Below are 18,666 nucleotides of genomic sequence, written 5' to 3'. Positions count from 1 at the left end.
AACTCAATATATCCATTCTAAACCCATGTCTTTTGAATTATACATCGGCCGTCGTTATCTAAGGGCCAAACAAAAACAAGCATTTGTCTCGCTGATTACCATTCTTTCGATTGCCGGGGTAACGGTCGGTGTGATGGCTCTGATCGTTGTGATTGCTGTAATGACCGGTTTTGATGCCGATCTCAAAGCCCGGATTCTGGGGGGACAATCTCAGGTGATGCTCATGCGCCACGGTGGTCAATTTAAAGATTACCGTTCGGTCTTAACCCAGGTGGGAAAAGCCAAAGGCGTTGAAGCCGCCACTCCTTTTATTGTCACCCAGGCGATGCTACGCTCCAAATCCGGTGCAGCCGGTGTCGTGATCCGTGGAATCGATCCTGCCACCGCCGGGCAGGTGATGGCAACTTTGGCCCAGGTGTCTTTGCCGGATTTGTCTTCGAATGAATCCAACCAGCAATCTTCGCTCCAGGAACCCGGTATTGTCCTGGGGAAAGAGTTGGCCCGCAATCTGGGTGTAATTGAAGGTGACCGGATTTATCTGATATCGGCGCATGGTATGCTGTCTCCAATCGGACACCTGCCGGCTATGAAACAGTTTAAGGTGACCGGCTTTTTCCAATCGGGCATGTATGAGTATGATCAGACCTTCGCTTTTATCCATATTTATGATGCGCAAAAAATGTTGCGAATGGGTGATTCGGTAACCGGTATCGATATTCGTGTTAACGATATATACGCGGCTCGCGCGATTGCGGATAGCATCATTTCCGAGCTTGGCTTTCCATACTGGGCACGCGATTGGATGCAAATGAATCAAAATTTATTTCGAGCGCTTAAAATGGAACGCTGGGTGATGGCCATTATTTTGATTTTAATCGTATTGGTGGCTGCATTTAATATTGCCAGCAGTTTGATTATGCTGGTTATGGGAAAAACACGCGATATTGCCATCTTAAAGGCCATGGGCGCCACAAACCAAAGCATCCGCAAAATTTTTGTTTTTAACGGGATGGTCATTGGCGCCATCGGCACGTTTTTAGGGTTATGTCTGGGTCTTTTACTGTGCACGTTGCTCAAACATTACGATATTTATGAGTTAACCGGTGATATTTATTATTTTACGACCACCCTTCCAGTAAAAGTGGAACCTTTATGGGTTCTGGGTATCGTTTCGGCTGCCATGGTCATCTGCTTTCTGGCAACCCTTTATCCTGCGAGGCAGGCGTCCAAACTGGACCCGGTGGAGGCCATTCGTTATGGATAGTTCAGGATCTTTTGAAAAATCGAGTCGACCCAAATTGAACAGCCGTCCGCAAACCCACGCAGGTGGCTGGATCAGCGCCAATAATCTAGTCAAGAGCTTTCAAAACGGCGGAGTCAGCATTGATGTTTTAAAAGGCGTTCAGCTGGATCTTGCGTCAGGGGAGTCGGTTGCTATTGTTGGTGCCTCAGGAATCGGTAAGTCGACACTGCTACACATTCTTGGCACTCTTGACCGACCTGATAGCGGCATTTTGAAATTTCAAGGTGAGGATGTTTTTCAATATGATGATATTAAGCTGGCACACTTCCGCAACAAAACCATCGGTTTTGTTTTTCAGTTTCATCACTTGCTTCCTGAATTCAGCGCCCTTGAAAATGCAATGATGCCGGCAATGATCAGCGGCTTAAGCAAATCAGAAGCTTTTGCAGCTGCCGAGAAAATATTGGTTCGAGTCGGTCTGCAGGATCGGTTGAACCATCGTGTCGGCAAGCTTTCAGGAGGAGAGCAGCAGCGTGTAGCTTTGGCCAGAGCCCTGATTTTGAAACCAGCTATTTTGCTGGCAGATGAACCCACCGGCAACCTGGATAATCGCAACAGTGATCAGGTGCATCAATTGATAATGGAATTGAACCAAGAACTATCCATGACCCTGGTGGTGGTGACTCACAATATGGAGTTGGCGTCCTTTATGTCTCGCCGTGTTACCATAACCGCTGGGCAACTAGAGCTCGTCACCTAAATTGCCAATGCGATGATTGAGAACAAGATCTTTACTGCCTTTAAAATAGCCGAAATCAGTTCAAAACAAATTGCCTTCTTTGCAGATATCAATAGATGATCAAACACGATTCAACCTTTTTAAAGGTACGGCGCTCTTTTAAGACGCAGGTGATCAATAAGTTATGTTTGATCATTATGGTCGTAATGGGTATCTGCCAGCAAACAGCCATCGCACAGCAAGCACCGAGTGCTGTCATATTGCCGTTTGATATATTTGCCGAACAAGATCTGACCTATTTGCAAACTGAAATTCCCTCGGCCTTAATGAAATCTTTAGAGCAGGCCGGCGCAAGAGTCTTGTTGCTTGATCCGGTTTCAGAACCGAATTGGAAAAAGCGGGTGAGCAGTATTGAAGAAATAAAGGGGCTGAGTGTTCAGACCGGAGGCGACTTTATAATCTGGGGCAGCCTAACCTGGCTCGGGCAGCAGTTCAGTTTGGACTTAAAATTATTTGAAGCGTCTGCCGCAAGACCGCAGCTGTATACAGTTGAGGGCAAAGGGATCGAAAACTTACCAACTTCAGTCGACAAGCTTGCTCAGGAACTGGTATTGAGGATATTTAAGCGCCAAAGAATTCTGGAAATAAGTATAGATGGCAATCTGCGGATTGAGGCTGAAGCCATCAAAAGGGTGGTTAAGACACAACCCGGCGACATATATAACCCTAAAAACCTGTCCGATGATCTGAAGGCAATTTTTGCCATGGGATATTTTGATGATATCCAAATTCTTTCTGAACCACGGCCGGATGGAGTGATGGTCACCTTTAAGATCAAGGAAAAACCGACCCTGCGCGCTGTGCGTTTCAGCGGCATACGCTGGGCTTTTGAAGAGGAAGAGGTCGCAGAGGTCATTACCGCCAAAAGGGGCTCTATTTTAAACATCAATGTTATCCAAAACGATATTGATCGCATTACAGAGCTGTATAAAGAAGAAAATTACCACAACGTAAATGTTGACTACAAAATTTATGAGCGCAAAGACAATCAAGCTGATATCGAGTATATTATTGAAGAGGGGGAGAAGTTTCAAATTGAAAGAATTATGTTTGAGGGCAATGAGGCCTTTTCAGATAAAGAGCTTAAACGCCAGATGGCCACTGCGGAAGAAAACATCCTTTCATGGTTTACCTCCGCCGGTGACCTAGATGAAAATAAGCTGGAACAGGACGTCGCCAGGCTTACTTCTTTTTATAAAAATAACGGATATATGCAGGCGCGGGTAGGTGAGCCAGAAGTCAATTTTGTTGGTCAAGAGATCGAGATCACAATAGAAATTAATGAAGGGCCGCGTTTTAGGGTGGGTGAAGTCAGCTTGACTGGGGATTTGATTTTAGAACAAGCAGAATTGATCGAAAGCTTAAAAATCAGGCAAGAGGAGTTCTACAATCGGGAGATACTGCGCGGCGACGTCTTAAACCTTACAGACTTATATTCCAACCAGGGTTTTGCCTATGCCGATGTCGCGCCGCAGGTTAAGCAGGATTCTGAAAAACGGGTGGTTGATATCGTCTTTGATATCAAAAAAGGCCAGCAAGTTTACTTTGAGAAAATTATTATTTCCGGTAACACCAAAACGCGGGATAAGGTCATCCGCCGGCAACTGCGTGTTTACGAGCAGGAGCAGTTTAGCTCGACGCGGCTTAAACGCAGTATTCGCAACCTCTATCGCCTCGATTATTTCGAACAAGTCAATGTGGATACCAGCAAAGGAAGTGCCGATGATAAGATGGTTCTTAAAATTGATGTTGTCGAAAAATCAACCGGCGCTTTCAGTTTTGGGGCTGGCTACGGAAATGCCGATAAGTTATATGGAACCATTTCCATTTCCGAGCGCAACCTTTTTGGCAGGGGCCAAAAGCTGGAACTCAAAGGCACTATGGGCAGTAAAACCCAAGATATTGATCTCACTTTCACCGAGCCCTATGTCTGGGATATTCCCTTAAGCGGAACCCTTACGTTTTACAACTGGAAATACGACTTTGAAGAATATGATAAGGACAGTTTTGGTTTTGGACTTTCCTTTAGCTATCCTATTTTTAATTATACCCGAGCGCGTTTGGGCTATGTCTATGATATAGCGGACATCAGCAATATCAGCAGCGATGCGCCCGGTTCCATCAAAGAGCTCAATGGCAAAAATACAAAAAGCAGTATCAAGTCATCGCTGCGCTATGATTCTCGCGACAGTACCTTTGTGCCCTCGGAAGGATCCAATCATGGATTCTCATTTGAATTTGCCGGCCTGGGTGGCGATATTGGGTTTATGAAATACATCGGCGAAACCACTTATTACTTGCCTTTGTTTTGGGGATTAGTGCTTGCACCTCATGCTGAAGCCGGCTATGTTAATAAAACCCGGACAAAGAAACTGCCCGACTATGAGAAGTTTTATTTAGGCGGCATTGGTTCGTTAAGGGGATTTAAGCGTGACGATTTGGCCCCACGCGACAACGATAACAATTCCATTGGGGGTGACAAATACGTGCAGTTTAATTTGGATCTGACGTTTCCGTTGTTAAAGGATCAGGGCGTATTTGGCGGACTGTTTTTTGACACCGGTAGAGTCTATGGGGATAATGAAAGCATCGAACTCGATCCGGGTGATTTGCGCCAAAGCGCGGGGTTGGGTATCCGCTGGATGTCGCCCATGGGGCCCGTGCGCCTGGAATATGGGTTTATTCTTGATCAAAAAGAAACAGATGACGGCCCAGGTAACTGGGAATTTTCCATGGCATCGGCTTTTTAAAACTGCAAATGTTTAAAGCAAAAACATAAATTACTTCGATAACCATCAGGGGGAAAAGAATGTTAAGATCTTATAAATCAAAAGCGATATCCATTGGCTTTATTTGTCTTATGTGGCTCGGGCCGGCGATGGCAGCAGATGTGGCCAAAATTGGCGTCATTGATATCCAGCGAATTATGAGCACATCTGAGCAAGGGAAAGCTGCCAAGGCGCAGATAAAAGAGCAAAGTGATAAAATGACGACGGCCTTGAAAGAAAAAGGCGCTGAGATTGAAGAGCTTAAAAAACAGCTTGAACGTGAATCGATGGTGATGAGCAAAGAGAAACGTGAGGAAAAAGAAAGAGAATTCCGAATCAAACTCAATGATCTCAAAACTCTCGAGAAGCGCTACCGCGGGCAATTGCAGGCCATCGAAAAAAAACTGGCGGGTGAAATGCGTAAGGCGGTATTTGAGCTGGTCACAGAAATCGGCAAAAAAGAGGGATATCTACTGATTATCAATAATTTTGACGTTATGTATTCGCCGGGTTCAATTGATATTACCGATCAAGTAATTAAACAGCTGAATGCTAATTACAAAAAATAAGATGACTCTTCGCGCGCCAGTCTAAAACCACTTTTATGGCATTTATGACTGGCGCAGCCCATTAGGAGATATTATGGACAAAACTTATGATATACAGGCCATACTGAAACTTTTACCCCATCGGTATCCGTTTATTTTGGTTGACCGGGTTTTGGATATCGTGCCGGGTGAACGGATTACTGCTCTGAAAAATGTCACCATTAATGAGCCTTTCTTTCAAGGGCATTTTCCTACCCATCCAATTATGCCGGGCGTCTTGATTGTGGAAGCCATGGCACAGGCTGCAGGGGTTCTTGCTCTTGAGTCGATGCCTGCCGAAAAACAAGGTCAGCCGGTTTTTTTTATGGGAATGGATAAAGTTAAATTCAGAAAGCCGGTGGTACCCGGTGACCAGTTGTTATTAAACATTCAAATATTAAAATCCCGATCAAATATCGTGAAGGCATCCGCAAAAGCGACTGTTGATGACACAACAGTGGCTGAGGCCGAAATTATGGCCACACTCGGGTAAATATCCTTAGCGGTCATTTCAAATTTGTCTCCATTATAATGTGGTATCTAATTGCGACCGGACCACCCGAATGGGTGGTATGGTCAGGTATGGCGTTCCCACCAATTAGCATCGGTTTTTAAAGCAGAAATGAAAGCCTTTTCACTCATAAACAGATATATATTTAGAGAATTTGTTCCACCTTTTGTGGTAAATGTGCTGTTGTTTACATTTATATTCCTGATGGCCGAACTGATTCAAATTACCAATTGGATCGTCAATTACGGTATTAATTTGTCAACCATTTTGCGAATGATTTTCTACCAGACGCCCTATTTTCTTATCTTTGTCATTCCCCTGTCCATTATGATTACCGTTTTGCTGACCTTTTTAAAATTATCCAGTGAAAATGAAATTTTGGCCATTAAATCCGGTGGTATCGGTCTGTATGGCCTGTTGGTACCGGTGGGCGCGGTTTGTCTAATTGGATTTGTCTTAACGCTTTTTATGACGCTTTATGGACAGGCGTGGGGACGGTCTGCGCTCAGAGCGTTGACGGTCCAAGTGGTCTCTGAGAGCGTTGATATCGGCCTAAAAGAGCGTACATTTGATGACAGCTTCAATGGCGTTACCCTTTACGTAAATGAAATCGATCTAAGAAACAAATCTTTGGTTGACGTTTTTATTGAAGACAACCGTCAACCTGATAATGTCAATACGGTCATTGCCCCCAGAGGCATCATTTTTAACGACCCCGATAATGCTTCTGCCCATTTACGGCTTTTCAACGGCACCATTCATCAAACCAACCTCAATGAGAAGACCGCGCATGCCATTCAGTTTGACACTTATGAAATCAGCCTGGATACCCAGAGGTCCGAGGGCAAAAAAAAGGCAAAACCAAAACGGCCAAAGGAAATGGGGTTTGGTGAATTGCGTCGATCTGTCCGTGACGCAGACAGAAAGGACGAACGATATTTTAGTTTGCTGCTGGAACTGCACCGGCGACTTTCCCTTCCGTTCGGTTGCTTTGCACTGGGACTTATTGCCGTTTCACTGGGTGTACAGGCCAGGTCGGCCAAACGGTCATTTGGCCTTGTTTTGGGCCTTCTCATTTTTTTGGTTTATAACTTGCTGATGTCTATGGGCAAAGTTTATGGGGAAACAGGCGCTTTTCCACCTCAGATCGGCATGTGGCTTCCCAATGTTATCATCGGTGGATTGGGCGTGTATTTTCTCATTCGAACAGCAAATGAACGCTCGCTTAAGCTCGACATTATCTATCGCTGGCTGCAAAATTTGATATCAAGGTGGAAACCGTAGTCTTCACCAAAGGGAATGTCTCATCCCATGACGATATTAGACCGTTATTTACTAAAAGAGATTCTCAAGTGCTTTGTCATTGTGTTGGCTGTCGTTTTGGGATTGTATATCATTGTCGAATTTTTCAACAAGGCCGATAACTTCATGGAAGCCGGATTATCGATTTCGCGATTAATCCGTTACCTGCAGTTAAAGCTACCCCAGATTATTGTTCAAATAACTCCCATTGGCATTCTTTTGGCGGTTTTAGTTGCATTTGGCTTGATGAACAAGCACAATGAAATCATTGCTCTCAAAAGCGGTGGTGTCAGTATCTATTTTTTATTGAGAGCAGTTATGGTCATCGCCATATTTATCAGTACGGGCCTTTTTTTATTATCCGAAATCGTTGTGCCGATAACCATTAGCAAGGCCAACAGAATTTGGCTGAGTGAAGTTAAAAAAAAGCCGGTTTTGGCAACGCGCCAAAAAAATATTTGGATTAAAGGAAACCGGGCCATATACTTTATTAAATTTTTTAACCCTCGCCATAATAGAATTTCCGGAGTTACATTGAATTATTTTGATGACAAATTTAGACTTTCAAAAAGAATCGATGCTACCAGCGGTGTGTATAAAAATGACACGTGGGTATTTTCCGAAGTTATGGTACAAACGCTGAATAAAGAAACCGAGACTTATGCCGTGCAGTTTTATCCTGAGCAGGAAGCAGATATCGAAATTCTACCAGAGGATCTTAAGCGTGTGTTTACAAAGTCCGAAGAGATGAATGTTGCCGAGCTATTTTCCTATATTCGTGAAGTCGAATCTGAAGGATATGATGCCACAACGTTTAGGGTCGACCTGCATGCTCGTTTTGCGCTGCCTATTTTATCGATAATCGTGTGCATTATTGGCATCGGGATTGCCGTTAAACGTAAAGGCCGGGAGGGGCCGTCTGTGAGTATTGCCTATGGTGCGCTGATGATATTTCTGTATTGGGTACTTCACAGTTTTTGCCTTTCTCTCGGTTATGGCGGATTACTGCCACCGATCATCGCAGCTTGGATTTCAAATATCATTTTTTCATGTTATGCTGTTTTGAATCTATTAAATGCTGAATAAGAGGAGCGCTTTATGGCCATTAGCCAAGAATTATTAGAAATATTAGCCTGTCCGAAATGCAAGGGCGACATTCACCTCAACGATAACCAAGATGGACTGATATGTGATCACTGCAGACTGCTTTACGAGATTAAGGACGACATTCCGATTATGCTGATTGATGAGGCCAAACCGCTTGATGGAGAGTGACACTGGTATTGTTTTGGACGAATTGTGCAAGCCGTTGAGGCATTTGTGCAAACAAATGCCGACGGTTAATTGTTATTTGTTATTCGTTATTCGAATTTGAGCCATTTGTCCGATTGATACAGTTGTTGCGAATAACGAATAACCGATAACGAATATCTGTGAAAAGATGAGTGTACTGCAATTGCCCCAGCCGGCAAAATTGATCATCGGAATTTTTACGGGCGAACTTAAAGTTAGTGAAAAGCTGATACCGGAATTCAAATCTCAATTTGGTCAAATCGATTTGGTCAGTCCCTGGATGTCGTTCAATTGTACCCGATACTACGAGTCTGAAATGGGATCTCCTTTACACAGACGGGTATATTCATTTGCGTCACTGATTCAACAGCAGGACCTGGTCAGCATAAAAATAGCGACCCACCAAATTGAGCTAGCCTATTCACATGACGGGCAACGTCGTGTTAATATTGATCCGGGTTATATGCTGTCCGAAAGACTTGTATTGGCATCCGGCAAGAATTTTAGTCATCGCATATACATTGGTGACGGTGTTTATGCAGATTTAACCCTTATCTTTCAAAAGGGTCGCTTTCAGCGGCTGCCATGGACCTATCCGGATTATGTCGCAAGCAACATGCTCAATTTTCTTGAAAAGGTTCGCAACAAGTATTTATGGGATCGACGCGCCAATGTCTGAAATTTTGCAATTTCAATCGGTTGCATAACTTCTATCGGTTTCACGTGCATCCCGGTTGGTTGCCTTGACAAAGTTTGCAGTTTTAGTAAAACAGCCGACAACCCGTTTTTAAAAGCAACGGAGATAGGCAATCATTATGATTAAAAGTATGACCGCTTTTGCCACAGTTGAAAAGACAAATGACGATTTATCAGCAACGGTTGAAATCCGATCTTACAACAGCCGGCACCTCGATATCTTTCTAAGGGTTCCGCCACCTTACCAATTGCTGGAGGATAAAATTAAAGATCTGATTACCGCCCGCATCGCCCGCGGGAGACTTGAGATGCGGCTACATATCGAGGATCACACAACGGAAGCCACTGCCCTTGAAATTGATGACGCCAGAGCCGATGCTTTAATGGCCATTTTTGAGGAATTAAAAAGTAAATTTGAGTTAAAAAATGATATAACATTGGACACATTGCTCAATGCGGGCGGTATCATTAAGCCGGTTGAAAAACTGCAAGACGACGAAATAATTTGGCCAGTGGTCAAAGCGTGCATTGTCCCGGCGCTTGATGATCTTGAGGCCATGCGGTGCAAAGAAGGTGATTTTATTGAAGCCGATCTTAAACAACGACTTATTTTTATCAATGATTGTCTAAAGCGCATCAAGAAAGGCTCTGAAAATCTTTTTGGGCAGTATCAGCAAAGACTCAAAGAGCGAATTTCGGCTTTAACGCAAGACATTGTTGAACTCGATCCAGCACGGATTGCTCAGGAAGCTGCCATTTTAGCCGATCGAAGCGATATTTCCGAAGAACTGACCCGAGCAGCCAGTCACATGAGCCAATTCGATCAAATTCTGCAGGCCCAGGAGCCTGCGGGTCGGAAATTAAATTTTTTGCTGCAGGAGCTTAATCGAGAGTTTAATACCATGGGTTCCAAGATCGGCAATGCCGCCATCTCCCATTTAATTATTGATGTTAAATCGGAGCTTGAAAAAATCAGAGAGCAAATACAGAACATAGAATAACTTCGGGCAATGGTAAGCCAATAGCCTCAAATTAAACCTGCGCGATAGATTGTTTTATTTTTTTCGTTTTATCAGCGCGTCAGCGCTTCAGAAAATGTGAAGACCGCTCTTGATTTTTCTTGATCGGCTGGATTAAACCTGGAGGTAACATGGACCAGACGTTATTAAACATTGGGTTTGGCAGTTCGGTGGTCGCAGATCGCGTCGTTGCGATCGTATCGCCCAATTCCGCCCCCATGAAACGCCTCAAAGATGAGGCCAAAGAAGAAAAGCGTCTGATTGACGCCACGCATGGTCGCAGAACGCGTTCCATAATTGTTATGGACAGCAATCATGTTGTTCTGTCAGCAATTCAAGCAGAAACCGTATCTCAACGCTACGCGACGCTCAAAGAGCTTGTGTGACGCTTGGCAACCATTCACAAAAAACAGGGCAGATAGCCAGACCCGCGTGTGCCAACAATAGCTGTTTTGGGGTCACTCAACATAAAATCCTTGAACAGCGCGTCTTAATACCGATACACACCATTTAAAGTCGGGGGATATCCGCTTATATGCCTTCACCATCGCCGCATCTGTTTATCATTTCAGCGCCATCCGGTACCGGTAAGACAACTCTTTGTCGGCAGGTGCACAAACAATTCCCAGATATGCGTTATTCGGTGTCGTATACATCGCGGCATCCCCGTAAGAGTGAACAAGAAGGTATTGACTATCATTTCATCGATCGGGAAGAATTCAAACATCGCATCGATACGGGTCGCTGGGCTGAATGGGCTTTGGTTTACGACAATTATTATGGGACTTCGGCAGATTTTATCGATGAAGGCCTGCGTGCTGGAAAAGATATTCTGCTAGATCTGGATGTGCAGGGAACCCGCCAGCTGCTTGAACGTTACAGCCAATGTGTCGCCATTTTTATCCGGCCGCCATCGTTGGAGGTGCTGCGGCAGCGTTTAGAAAAGAGGGGAACCGACAGTGTGGAAACGATTGCAGTCCGCATGGGGCAGGCTGAAAACGAAATGGCCCAGCAAGACATGTACCACCATGTCATCGTAAATGAACAGCTTTCAGTGGCCCTTGAAGATTTGATATCCGTCATAGAAATCTATCGTAAGCCGGTTTAGGGCCACCTCATTTTTCTTCAGGTAACCCGATGACAAGGCGCCGGGATACAGGCCTGATTCTTCTTAACGCTGAGGATTATTACGTGCTCAAAGGACAGTTGCTGATGTGAAGGAAGAAATTCTTTATGGTTTCCATCCGGTTTGTGAGGCATTGAAAGCGGGCCGCCGCACTTTTCACGAAATTTTTATTGCCGAGAAAACCGCGAATAAGCGCATTGAACATGTTCGGTTGTTGGCCGAACGCAAAAAACTCCCCATAAAAAAGCTCAGCCTGCCCAAACTGCAAACCTTAGCTGGAAATGCCTCTCATCAGGGCGTTGCGGCCAGCGTAAAACCGTATCCGCTGGTCGAGGTCGCTGAAATCCTTAAATCTGCTATATCAACCGGGCATCCACCATTTTTGCTATTGTTGGACCATATTTTAGACCCGCATAATTTGGGCGCTATTATTCGAACAGCGCTTTGTGTCGGTGTTGATGGCGTTATTATTCCGAAGGATCGCTCTGCGTATCCATCACCAGCGGTATGCAAAATTTCCAGTGGCGCCCTGGAGCACATGCAGGTGGCTCAGGTGAATAATGTGGTGCGTTGTATAGAATCCCTCAAAGAACGCGATGTGTGGATTGTGGGACTGGACCCAAGCGCCACGCAATCGCTCTTTAGCGCTCCAATGACAGGGGCGCTCGGACTTGTGATCGGTGGTGAGGAAAGAGGCTTGAGATCTTTGGTGAGAAAGAAATGCGACTTTCTGATTTCCATTCCCCAGCGCACAACTATCGGTTCGTTGAATGCTTCGGTGGCCGGGGCCATCGCCATGTATGAATCTTACCGACAGCGCTGGGTTGATCAACATTCATAATGGTTGGCCAAACCGTGCAGGAGAACTTGCGAGCGTGCAACAAAATTCTAGCGCTAAAACGGCAGCACCGCATTGGTTGACATCCATAAAGAATATTTTCCTGGATGCGATCTTTCCGCCAAAATGTCTAATGTGCGGCCACCTTTTCCAATCCGCGGCGACTGATCCCGTAAGCGAGTCCGCAATTTCCCAACAGCGGGATGTGCTGTTCTATGCGCAGCGATGGCTGACGGCACTCTGTTGCCAGAGCTGCCTGAATGCAGTAGCGGCCATTTCCGAACCTTTTTGCAAGCATTGTGGGATGATGTTCAATCAGCCGCAAGCCGACAACGCCTTTTGCAGCGACTGTATGATGCAGCCTCATAAATTTCGGATGGCGCGGGCGGCCATCGCCTATGACGCGCAATCGATGGTGATGATTCAGCGATTCAAATATACCGGCAAGACACAGCTGGCAGGGCCTTTTGGCGCTTTGTTGCTGTACACTTTTTTGCGGTATTGGCACCCTGAATCCATCGATCTCATTTTGCCGGTACCCCTGCATCACCAAAAATTCCGGCGCCGCGGCTTCAATCAAGCGCATTTGATGCTCGATCAATGGCAAAAGATGTCAACCGTAAAAATATCGGCCGATTTGTGCAAACGCCTGCGAACGGATGTGTTGCTGAGAAATAAGAAAACTGTACCCCAAACCGGACTCGGCCGCTCTGAGCGTAAGGAAAACATCGAGGGCGCCTTTAGTGTGCAGCGGTCAGAGATCATAGCAGGCAAGACAGTATTGTTGGTCGATGATGTTTATACCACCGGAGCCACCGTCAATGAATGCGCCCGTTTGCTGTTGCAATCAGGTGCTGAAAACGTCGATGTCCTAACACTGGCGCGCGCCGTTTAGATTCCCAATTGATTTAATATCAATTGGGCGTTATGAATATTTGGCATGCCATTGTTTGTTTGACAGAAAAATAGCTAAAAAAGGACTTCAGACCCGTGATGGGCAGCCAATCAAAAATAATGGAAGCTGGGCCGTTGGCCGACATACTGGAAGGTTTCCAAAAAACCGGCAAAAAGGTGGTTTTTACCAACGGGTGTTTTGATATTTTGCATGTCGGTCATGTCCGCTATCTGACCGCTGCGCGCAACGCGGGCGACCTGCTTGTGGTGGGGCTAAATTCAGATCGATCCGTCAAATCAATTAAAGGGCATCAACGGCCAATCATTGCACAGGAACATAGAGCGGAAATCCTGGCTAGCCTGACAGTTGTAAATTATATCACTTATTTTGACGATCCCGATCCACTTAGCTTAATTCAACTGCTTCAGCCGAATATACTCGTCAAAGGTGCGGACTGGGACGCAGATGAGATCATCGGTGCCGATATTGTCAAAGCCAGAGGCGGCCGTGTGGTGCGGGTGCCGTTGGTTAAGGATGTGTCAACCAGCACCATTATTGAGAAAATCGTTAACCGTTTTTGTTAACCGCCAATCGATTTTTTTAATGGGCCCCACAGCGACACCCTTTATGCTGAACTGCTGGCCCGCAGACGGCAAAGCCTGATTTCCGGCCTGCCGTAAATAGGAATCCCTGGTGCCCGCTATCAAGGGTGAAAAAACGGCAGGGATTTTCAAGTGCCCATTGTGCCACAGTTGTTAAACCATTTGCGGTTCAACTCCGATAACGTGAACGGCACAATTCTGTGAGCTGGTTGCTGATTGAAAATGGAGACGGATTTGTGATTTTAAATCATAACAATGGGGCATCATTTTACCAATTTGAAAACCTGGCGCAATTTTCTGATCTCCGGCATGGCGTCTTCACGCGCCATTTTGGATGCAGTCCCGCCCCTTTTGATAGTTTAAATGTCAGTGCCGGACTGGGGGATGCAGATACGCATATAAAGCATAACCGCCAGGCCATCGCACGCGCAATCGGCGGCAATGTTCTAATCACCGCAGAGCAGGTCCACAGCGATCAAGTGCTCATTTTGGATCCGGATCAATCTGATGGATGCGCTGCCGGTGATGGTCTTTTGGGAACCGGTGACGCTTTGGTGACCGCGACCACCGGAAAATTTTTGATGGTTCAGCTGGCAGATTGCCAATCCATTTTATTGTATGATGCGACCCGAAAGGTCGTGGCCAACATCCATTCGGGCTGGCGCGGAAGTATTCGCAATATTGCCGGACAAACGGTGGCGGCAATGCAAGAAACCTTTCATAGCGATCCGAGGCATCTTTTTGCCGGAATCGGGCCCTCATTGGGCCCCTGTTGCGCTGAATTTGTTCATTATCGCAAGGAGATTCCGAAGATGTTGTGGTCATACAAACGGGCCAATAATCATTTTGATTTCTGGGCTATCAGTCGCGATCAATTGGCTGATGCGGGAATTTCGCTGGAAAACATTGAAATCAGCAACATCTGTACACGGTGCAACACAGCCCTTTTTTTCTCCTACCGTGCAGAAGGGCAGACGGGGCGATTTGCTTCGGTTATCGGTTTGCAACCGTCATCTTCTGGCAATGGACACAACGCGTCCAAACGGATGCCGTAGACCCTATCATCTGCCTGACTTCGAAAGCTCAAATCAAAGGGGTCGCTTGAGAGGAGTTGGGATTAATACCTGTTGGGTGACAACCAAAATTTTATTTGAAAGAGTTTCAATATGATCTTGATGAGATATCAAACCGTTGAGGTGCAGTCCAACGTTGCTCTGGGCAATGGGATTCATCGAATCCGTTTAAGCTGCCAGCGAAATTATGCTGATGCGGTTCCCGGTCAATTTGTCATGGTTCGCACTGGAGAGCAGAATGACCCGCTTTTGCCGCGTCCGTTTTCGATTCATCAACTCATCAAAAATAAAGGTTTGGTTGAAGCGCTGGAACTGCTCTATAAGGTGGTCGGAAAAGGCACTCAGGCGCTTTCGCTGCAGCAGCCCGGGGATCTGTTAAGCCTTACCGGGCCTTTGGGTAAAGGATTTGAAATTCCGGCGCAGATGGCAAGTGCCAAAATTGTGGCTGGGGGTATCGGTGTGGCCCCGATGGTATTTTTGGCCCAAACACTGAGCAAATCAAAGACCAAACCAGCATCAGTCGAGGTTTATATCGGCGGTCGAAGCAAAGCAGATGTCTTATGTCTGTCGGAATTTTCGGCCATCGGTTTGCCGGTCCATGTGACCACCGATGACGGAAGCTCCGGCGATCATTGTCTGGTCACAGACCCGCTGGATGCGGCAGTAGCGAAAAATCCTGCGGATATGATCTTTGCCTGCGGCCCTATGGAGATGCTGGCCTGTGTTGCTGGAATTGCAAAAAGACACCACATTGACTGCCAGGTTTCGATTGAAACCATGATGGCTTGTGGCATGGGGGCATGTTTGGGATGTGCCGTGCATAGCCGAAGGAGCCCCGATCGATTTTTGCACGCCTGTAAAGATGGTCCCGTTTTCGATACCCGTGATCTCAACATTTAAATTGGGGCCCGGCAGAAAACCCATCTGCGGCCCAACAGTGGATAAGAGGGGTAGCCATATGTGGTCTTTTGTGGTGATAATGCGGTAAGCGGTTTCTACCATTTCATCCATATTTTATAATAAATTAGAGCAAAATTAACGTTGACTTGGGCGTGATCCTATGTTAGTTGCTCAATCTTCATATGTGTTTGGCGGCAACCTTCCTGCCCGGATGGAAGCTGCTTGATTTCCATGAAAAAAGAAACAAAACGGATGCTAAGGGAGCTGTCGTATTACAGCAGTCTGGGATTTTCAGTTGCCCTTGCCATTTTTATCGGTCTAGCTGTGGGGATTTATCTGGATCGCCGATTTGAAACTGCGCCGTGGTGTACCCTCATTTTTTTGGTCCTTGGGATCATCGCAGGCTTTCGCAATATTGCGATTGTTATTCGCAAATCAAGAAAATTCTAATCGGCCGTCGACAACATAACAGGAAAACCATTTTGGATATTCAGCAACGCATCATTCATTTTGTCACCCGAGCCAATTGGATATTGTTCGCGGTAGCCAGCATTGCCGGCTTCGCGATGTTTTCACGGGGCGTTGCCTTTGGTATTCTTTTTGGCGGCCTGCTGGTCACCATCAATTTCCATTTGTTGGCCAAAACACTAAGAAAAGCGCTGACACCACCCCACCTCGCCTCTCATAACGTCGTACTGGCCAAATACTATCTCCGATTCATGGTCAGCGGTTTTATCATCTTCCTGTTGATTGCCGGCCACATTGTACATCCTGTTGGGTTGGTTATCGGTCTTTCGATTGTCGTTTTCAGTATTATTCTAGCAACCATATGTGAAGTTAAGAAACTTCTATTTAAGGAGGCTGTCTAAGGATGGAACATCCCTATTTGTTGATTGTTAAATTTTTTGAGTTGATCGGATTTGGGCATTTTGCCCATGCTTATCCCTGGGTGATTTACTCCTGGTTTGTGATGATCATACTGATTGTCTTAGCCTTCTTGGCGGTACGTAAAATAGACATGATTCCGTCCGGAGCGCAAAATGTGTTTGAGATCCTTATTTCGGGAATAGAAGAGTTTATGGTCGAAATTACCGGCGAAGAAGGGCGTCCGTTTTTTCCGCTTATCGCCACAGTATTTCTCTACATTGCCACCTGCAATTTATTGGGTCTAATTCCCGGCTTTTATCCGCCAACCGCAAGCATTAACACCACATTGTCATGTGCGCTGACAGTGGTTGTTTTTACACATGTGATCGGCATCAAATTTCATGGCGCCAAGTATATCAAACATTTCTTGGGGCCAGTCTGGTGGCTGGCACCGTTAATATTCATCATTGAACTCATTGGCCATTTTGCACGGATTCTGTCATTGTCGATTCGTCTTTTTGGCAACATCACCGGCCATGAACTGGTGCTGGGCATTTTATTTTTGTTGGCCGGTGCATTTTTTGCGCCCTTGCCGATCATGGCGCTGGGCATTTTCGTGGCATTGCTACAGGCTTTCGTATTCCTGCTGCTGTCCATTATTTATTTTTCGGGAGCCATGGAACACGCCCACTAAAAATTTGCTGTTAATGGGATAACAGAAGAAGCCCAACAATATATTCAGAAAAGGAGGTAGACGATCGTATGGAAGCTAAAGCATTAGAGTTTTTTATTGCCTGCGTTACAGCAGCTGGATTTGGAATCGCCATCGCGGCATTTGGCTGTGGTATTGCCCAGGGTATCGGTCTGCGGTCTGCAGTTGAAGGTATCGCGCGTAATCCAGAGTCCTCGGGTAAGGTAACCGTTACCATGATTATCGGCTTGGCGCTGATCGAATCGTTGTGTATTTACGCACTGGTTGTTGCATTGATCCTGATCTTTGCCCATCCGCAGGCAGCATCGATTGCCGCATTGTTTGCGCAAGGCGGCTAGTCGATTCCTTTTTCCATTTTTTACCCCCAAACGGGGCGAACCGGATTTTCGGTTGCGCCCCGTTTTTTTTATTTATTTGCGATGGCCGCCGCAAACGCTGCAAATTCGGGCTATGGAATCATTTAAGGCACCTGAATTGCTTGTAAAATTCATCTCATGCTTTCAATTATGTTACAATTATTATATACCGAACTCAGATCGACATCGCAGCGACACCGACTACAGGAGAGATTTAATGAATGAACAGCAAATTTTAACTAAAATTGACCGTATCAGAGAAATTCCAACCTTACCCACGATTGTATTTGAGCTCAATAAATACTTACGGGACCCGGATACCTCGATTAAAACCGTCTGTGACACCATCGAAAAAGATCAGGCCATCACGCTGAAGATTTTAAAACTGGTCAATTCCGCTTTTTATGGATTTAAAAGCAAAATCAGCGACCTGCGCAATGCCGTCGTCTTGTTGGGTTATAACGCGGTGCGCAATGCCATCGTCTCAATATCGGTGATTAATTCTTTTCCCAAACGCGTCAAATTAATGGATTTTGATATCTCCCAGTTTTGGAAGCATTCCCTGGCGGTGGCGGTCACCAGTATGAACATTGCGCAGCTATCCAAAAAAGAATCACCGGACAATTGTTTTGTCGGCGGTTTGCTGCATGATGTCGGTAAAGTCATCTTGGCGCAATATTTTCCGAAACTGTTTGAAAACGTATGGTCAACCCTGCAAAACGAACATTTGACTTTTTACCAAGCCGAGAAGAAAAAGTTGCCGATCGATCATGCCGTCATCGGTGCTCATCTGGTGACTAAATGGCAACTGCCCGCGGACCTGATTGAAGCCATTCGATGGCATCATGATTTTAAACCCGAAAGCAAAAGTGCCAATTTTGTCCAAAATATTTATCTGGCCAATTTCATCGTTAATGCCTATGATCTGGATCCGGAGCTGCGATTGGACCTTTCAACCATGCATCCTGATGTGATCAAATTTATGATGGATATGATGGAAGATGTCGGTGACTGGTATACAGGATTGACCGATGAAATCGAAGCGGCCTATTCATTTTTTCTGGAAGCCGATATCTAGA

The 18,666-nt window shown here is 45.6% G+C and carries 22 protein-coding genes; all 22 read left to right on the top strand.

The window, feature by feature from the left end; genetic code table 11:
- The first annotated feature begins 25 nt into the window (after positions 1–25).
- The 22 genes from QNJ26_04230 (at position 26) to QNJ26_04125 (ending at position 18,665) form a co-directional block, all read left to right on the top strand.
- Positions 26–1,264 (top strand): lipoprotein-releasing ABC transporter permease subunit, encoded by a 1,239-nt coding sequence (locus QNJ26_04230; protein MDJ0984730.1) that lies wholly within the window; start codon positions 26–28, stop codon positions 1,262–1,264.
- Positions 1,257–2,003: an ABC transporter ATP-binding protein gene (locus QNJ26_04225; protein MDJ0984729.1), complete on the top strand. Its 747-nt coding sequence runs from the start codon at positions 1,257–1,259 to the stop codon at positions 2,001–2,003. The genes QNJ26_04230 and QNJ26_04225 overlap by 8 nt, the downstream gene beginning before the upstream one ends.
- A gap of 95 nt (positions 2,004–2,098) precedes the next feature.
- The gene (gene bamA / locus QNJ26_04220; GenBank protein ID MDJ0984728.1) at positions 2,099–4,792 is read left to right on the top strand and encodes an outer membrane protein assembly factor BamA; all 2,694 of its coding nucleotides are present in this window, start codon (positions 2,099–2,101) and stop codon (positions 4,790–4,792) included.
- A gap of 59 nt (positions 4,793–4,851) precedes the next feature.
- Positions 4,852–5,379 (top strand): OmpH family outer membrane protein, encoded by a 528-nt coding sequence (locus QNJ26_04215; protein ID MDJ0984727.1) that lies wholly within the window; start codon positions 4,852–4,854, stop codon positions 5,377–5,379.
- 73 nt (positions 5,380–5,452) lie between these two features.
- Positions 5,453–5,890: a 3-hydroxyacyl-ACP dehydratase FabZ gene (fabZ, locus tag QNJ26_04210; protein ID MDJ0984726.1), complete on the top strand. Its 438-nt coding sequence runs from the start codon at positions 5,453–5,455 to the stop codon at positions 5,888–5,890.
- A 129-nt stretch (positions 5,891–6,019) separates the two neighbouring features.
- Complete coding sequence (gene lptF / locus QNJ26_04205) at positions 6,020–7,192, top strand: LPS export ABC transporter permease LptF (protein ID MDJ0984725.1); 1,173 nt, start codon at positions 6,020–6,022, stop codon at positions 7,190–7,192.
- A gap of 27 nt (positions 7,193–7,219) precedes the next feature.
- Entirely contained in the window at positions 7,220–8,296 is a 1,077-nt protein-coding gene (gene lptG / locus QNJ26_04200) for an LPS export ABC transporter permease LptG (protein ID MDJ0984724.1), read from the top strand.
- Positions 8,297–8,308: 12 nt separating this feature from the next.
- On the top strand, positions 8,309–8,485 hold the full coding sequence (locus tag QNJ26_04195) for a Trm112 family protein (protein MDJ0984723.1): 177 nt from the start codon (positions 8,309–8,311) through the stop codon (positions 8,483–8,485).
- 166 nt (positions 8,486–8,651) lie between these two features.
- The gene (locus QNJ26_04190; GenBank protein MDJ0984722.1) at positions 8,652–9,182 is read left to right on the top strand and encodes a DUF4416 family protein; all 531 of its coding nucleotides are present in this window, start codon (positions 8,652–8,654) and stop codon (positions 9,180–9,182) included.
- 136 nt (positions 9,183–9,318) lie between these two features.
- Positions 9,319–10,200, top strand: a complete 882-nt coding sequence (locus QNJ26_04185) for a YicC/YloC family endoribonuclease (protein MDJ0984721.1) — start codon at positions 9,319–9,321, stop codon at positions 10,198–10,200.
- Positions 10,201–10,349: 149 nt separating this feature from the next.
- Positions 10,350–10,604: a DUF370 domain-containing protein gene (locus tag QNJ26_04180; protein MDJ0984720.1), complete on the top strand. Its 255-nt coding sequence runs from the start codon at positions 10,350–10,352 to the stop codon at positions 10,602–10,604.
- Positions 10,605–10,753: 149 nt separating this feature from the next.
- A complete protein-coding gene (gene gmk, locus QNJ26_04175; protein ID MDJ0984719.1) occupies positions 10,754–11,326 on the top strand; it encodes a guanylate kinase in 573 nt (190 codons plus the stop codon).
- 106 nt (positions 11,327–11,432) lie between these two features.
- The gene (gene rlmB, locus QNJ26_04170) at positions 11,433–12,185 is read left to right on the top strand and encodes a 23S rRNA (guanosine(2251)-2'-O)-methyltransferase RlmB (GenBank protein ID MDJ0984718.1); all 753 of its coding nucleotides are present in this window, start codon (positions 11,433–11,435) and stop codon (positions 12,183–12,185) included.
- 34 nt (positions 12,186–12,219) lie between these two features.
- Entirely contained in the window at positions 12,220–13,077 is an 858-nt protein-coding gene (locus tag QNJ26_04165) for a ComF family protein (protein MDJ0984717.1), read from the top strand.
- A 98-nt stretch (positions 13,078–13,175) separates the two neighbouring features.
- Positions 13,176–13,661, top strand: a complete 486-nt coding sequence (rfaE2, locus tag QNJ26_04160; GenBank protein MDJ0984716.1) for a D-glycero-beta-D-manno-heptose 1-phosphate adenylyltransferase — start codon at positions 13,176–13,178, stop codon at positions 13,659–13,661.
- 254 nt (positions 13,662–13,915) lie between these two features.
- Positions 13,916–14,734, top strand: coding sequence for a peptidoglycan editing factor PgeF (gene pgeF, locus QNJ26_04155; GenBank protein ID MDJ0984715.1), 819 nt, complete (start codon positions 13,916–13,918; stop codon positions 14,732–14,734).
- A 111-nt stretch (positions 14,735–14,845) separates the two neighbouring features.
- Entirely contained in the window at positions 14,846–15,652 is an 807-nt protein-coding gene (locus QNJ26_04150) for a dihydroorotate dehydrogenase electron transfer subunit (GenBank protein MDJ0984714.1), read from the top strand.
- A 231-nt stretch (positions 15,653–15,883) separates the two neighbouring features.
- Positions 15,884–16,102 carry an AtpZ/AtpI family protein gene (locus tag QNJ26_04145; protein MDJ0984713.1) on the top strand — a complete coding sequence of 73 codons (219 nt, stop codon included), beginning with the start codon at positions 15,884–15,886 and terminating at the stop codon, positions 16,100–16,102.
- A 32-nt stretch (positions 16,103–16,134) separates the two neighbouring features.
- Complete coding sequence (locus QNJ26_04140; GenBank protein MDJ0984712.1) at positions 16,135–16,521, top strand: ATP synthase subunit I; 387 nt, start codon at positions 16,135–16,137, stop codon at positions 16,519–16,521.
- A gap of 2 nt (positions 16,522–16,523) precedes the next feature.
- The gene (gene atpB / locus QNJ26_04135; GenBank protein MDJ0984711.1) at positions 16,524–17,213 is read left to right on the top strand and encodes a F0F1 ATP synthase subunit A; all 690 of its coding nucleotides are present in this window, start codon (positions 16,524–16,526) and stop codon (positions 17,211–17,213) included.
- Between the two features lie 68 nt (positions 17,214–17,281).
- Positions 17,282–17,569 carry an ATP synthase F0 subunit C gene (gene atpE / locus QNJ26_04130; GenBank protein MDJ0984710.1) on the top strand — a complete coding sequence of 96 codons (288 nt, stop codon included), beginning with the start codon at positions 17,282–17,284 and terminating at the stop codon, positions 17,567–17,569.
- Between the two features lie 235 nt (positions 17,570–17,804).
- Positions 17,805–18,665, top strand: coding sequence for an HDOD domain-containing protein (locus tag QNJ26_04125; GenBank protein MDJ0984709.1), 861 nt, complete (start codon positions 17,805–17,807; stop codon positions 18,663–18,665).
- Position 18,666 lies beyond the last annotated feature (1 nt).

The organism is Desulfobacterales bacterium, from assembly GCA_030066985.1.
Lineage (GTDB): Bacteria > Desulfobacterota > Desulfobacteria > Desulfobacterales > JAHEIW01 > JAHEIW01.
The sequence above is the reverse complement of the archived record's forward strand: the minus strand, read 5'-3'. Positions and strand labels throughout refer to the sequence as shown.

What these genes read in the sequence shown, in the direction of transcription:
- QNJ26_04215 (MDJ0984727.1), top strand. Translation starts at nt 4,852, where the DNA reads ATGTTAAGATCTTATAAATCAAAAGCGATATCCATTGGCTTTATTTGT.
- QNJ26_04150 (MDJ0984714.1), top strand. Translation starts at nt 14,846, where the DNA reads ATGATCTTGATGAGATATCAAACCGTTGAGGTGCAGTCCAACGTTGCT.
- QNJ26_04190 (MDJ0984722.1), top strand. Translation starts at nt 8,652, where the DNA reads ATGAGTGTACTGCAATTGCCCCAGCCGGCAAAATTGATCATCGGAATT.
- lptG (MDJ0984724.1), top strand. Translation starts at nt 7,220, where the DNA reads ATGACGATATTAGACCGTTATTTACTAAAAGAGATTCTCAAGTGCTTT.
- QNJ26_04225 (MDJ0984729.1), top strand. Translation starts at nt 1,257, where the DNA reads ATGGATAGTTCAGGATCTTTTGAAAAATCGAGTCGACCCAAATTGAAC.
- gmk (MDJ0984719.1), top strand. Translation starts at nt 10,754, where the DNA reads ATGCCTTCACCATCGCCGCATCTGTTTATCATTTCAGCGCCATCCGGT.
- fabZ (MDJ0984726.1), top strand. Translation starts at nt 5,453, where the DNA reads ATGGACAAAACTTATGATATACAGGCCATACTGAAACTTTTACCCCAT.
- QNJ26_04185 (MDJ0984721.1), top strand. Translation starts at nt 9,319, where the DNA reads ATGATTAAAAGTATGACCGCTTTTGCCACAGTTGAAAAGACAAATGAC.
- QNJ26_04230 (MDJ0984730.1), top strand. Translation starts at nt 26, where the DNA reads ATGTCTTTTGAATTATACATCGGCCGTCGTTATCTAAGGGCCAAACAA.
- bamA (MDJ0984728.1), top strand. Translation starts at nt 2,099, where the DNA reads ATGATCAAACACGATTCAACCTTTTTAAAGGTACGGCGCTCTTTTAAG.
- rfaE2 (MDJ0984716.1), top strand. Translation starts at nt 13,176, where the DNA reads ATGGGCAGCCAATCAAAAATAATGGAAGCTGGGCCGTTGGCCGACATA.
- QNJ26_04145 (MDJ0984713.1), top strand. Translation starts at nt 15,884, where the DNA reads ATGAAAAAAGAAACAAAACGGATGCTAAGGGAGCTGTCGTATTACAGC.
- QNJ26_04195 (MDJ0984723.1), top strand. Translation starts at nt 8,309, where the DNA reads ATGGCCATTAGCCAAGAATTATTAGAAATATTAGCCTGTCCGAAATGC.
- QNJ26_04125 (MDJ0984709.1), top strand. Translation starts at nt 17,805, where the DNA reads ATGAATGAACAGCAAATTTTAACTAAAATTGACCGTATCAGAGAAATT.
- QNJ26_04180 (MDJ0984720.1), top strand. Translation starts at nt 10,350, where the DNA reads ATGGACCAGACGTTATTAAACATTGGGTTTGGCAGTTCGGTGGTCGCA.
- atpB (MDJ0984711.1), top strand. Translation starts at nt 16,524, where the DNA reads ATGGAACATCCCTATTTGTTGATTGTTAAATTTTTTGAGTTGATCGGA.
- atpE (MDJ0984710.1), top strand. Translation starts at nt 17,282, where the DNA reads ATGGAAGCTAAAGCATTAGAGTTTTTTATTGCCTGCGTTACAGCAGCT.
- lptF (MDJ0984725.1), top strand. Translation starts at nt 6,020, where the DNA reads ATGAAAGCCTTTTCACTCATAAACAGATATATATTTAGAGAATTTGTT.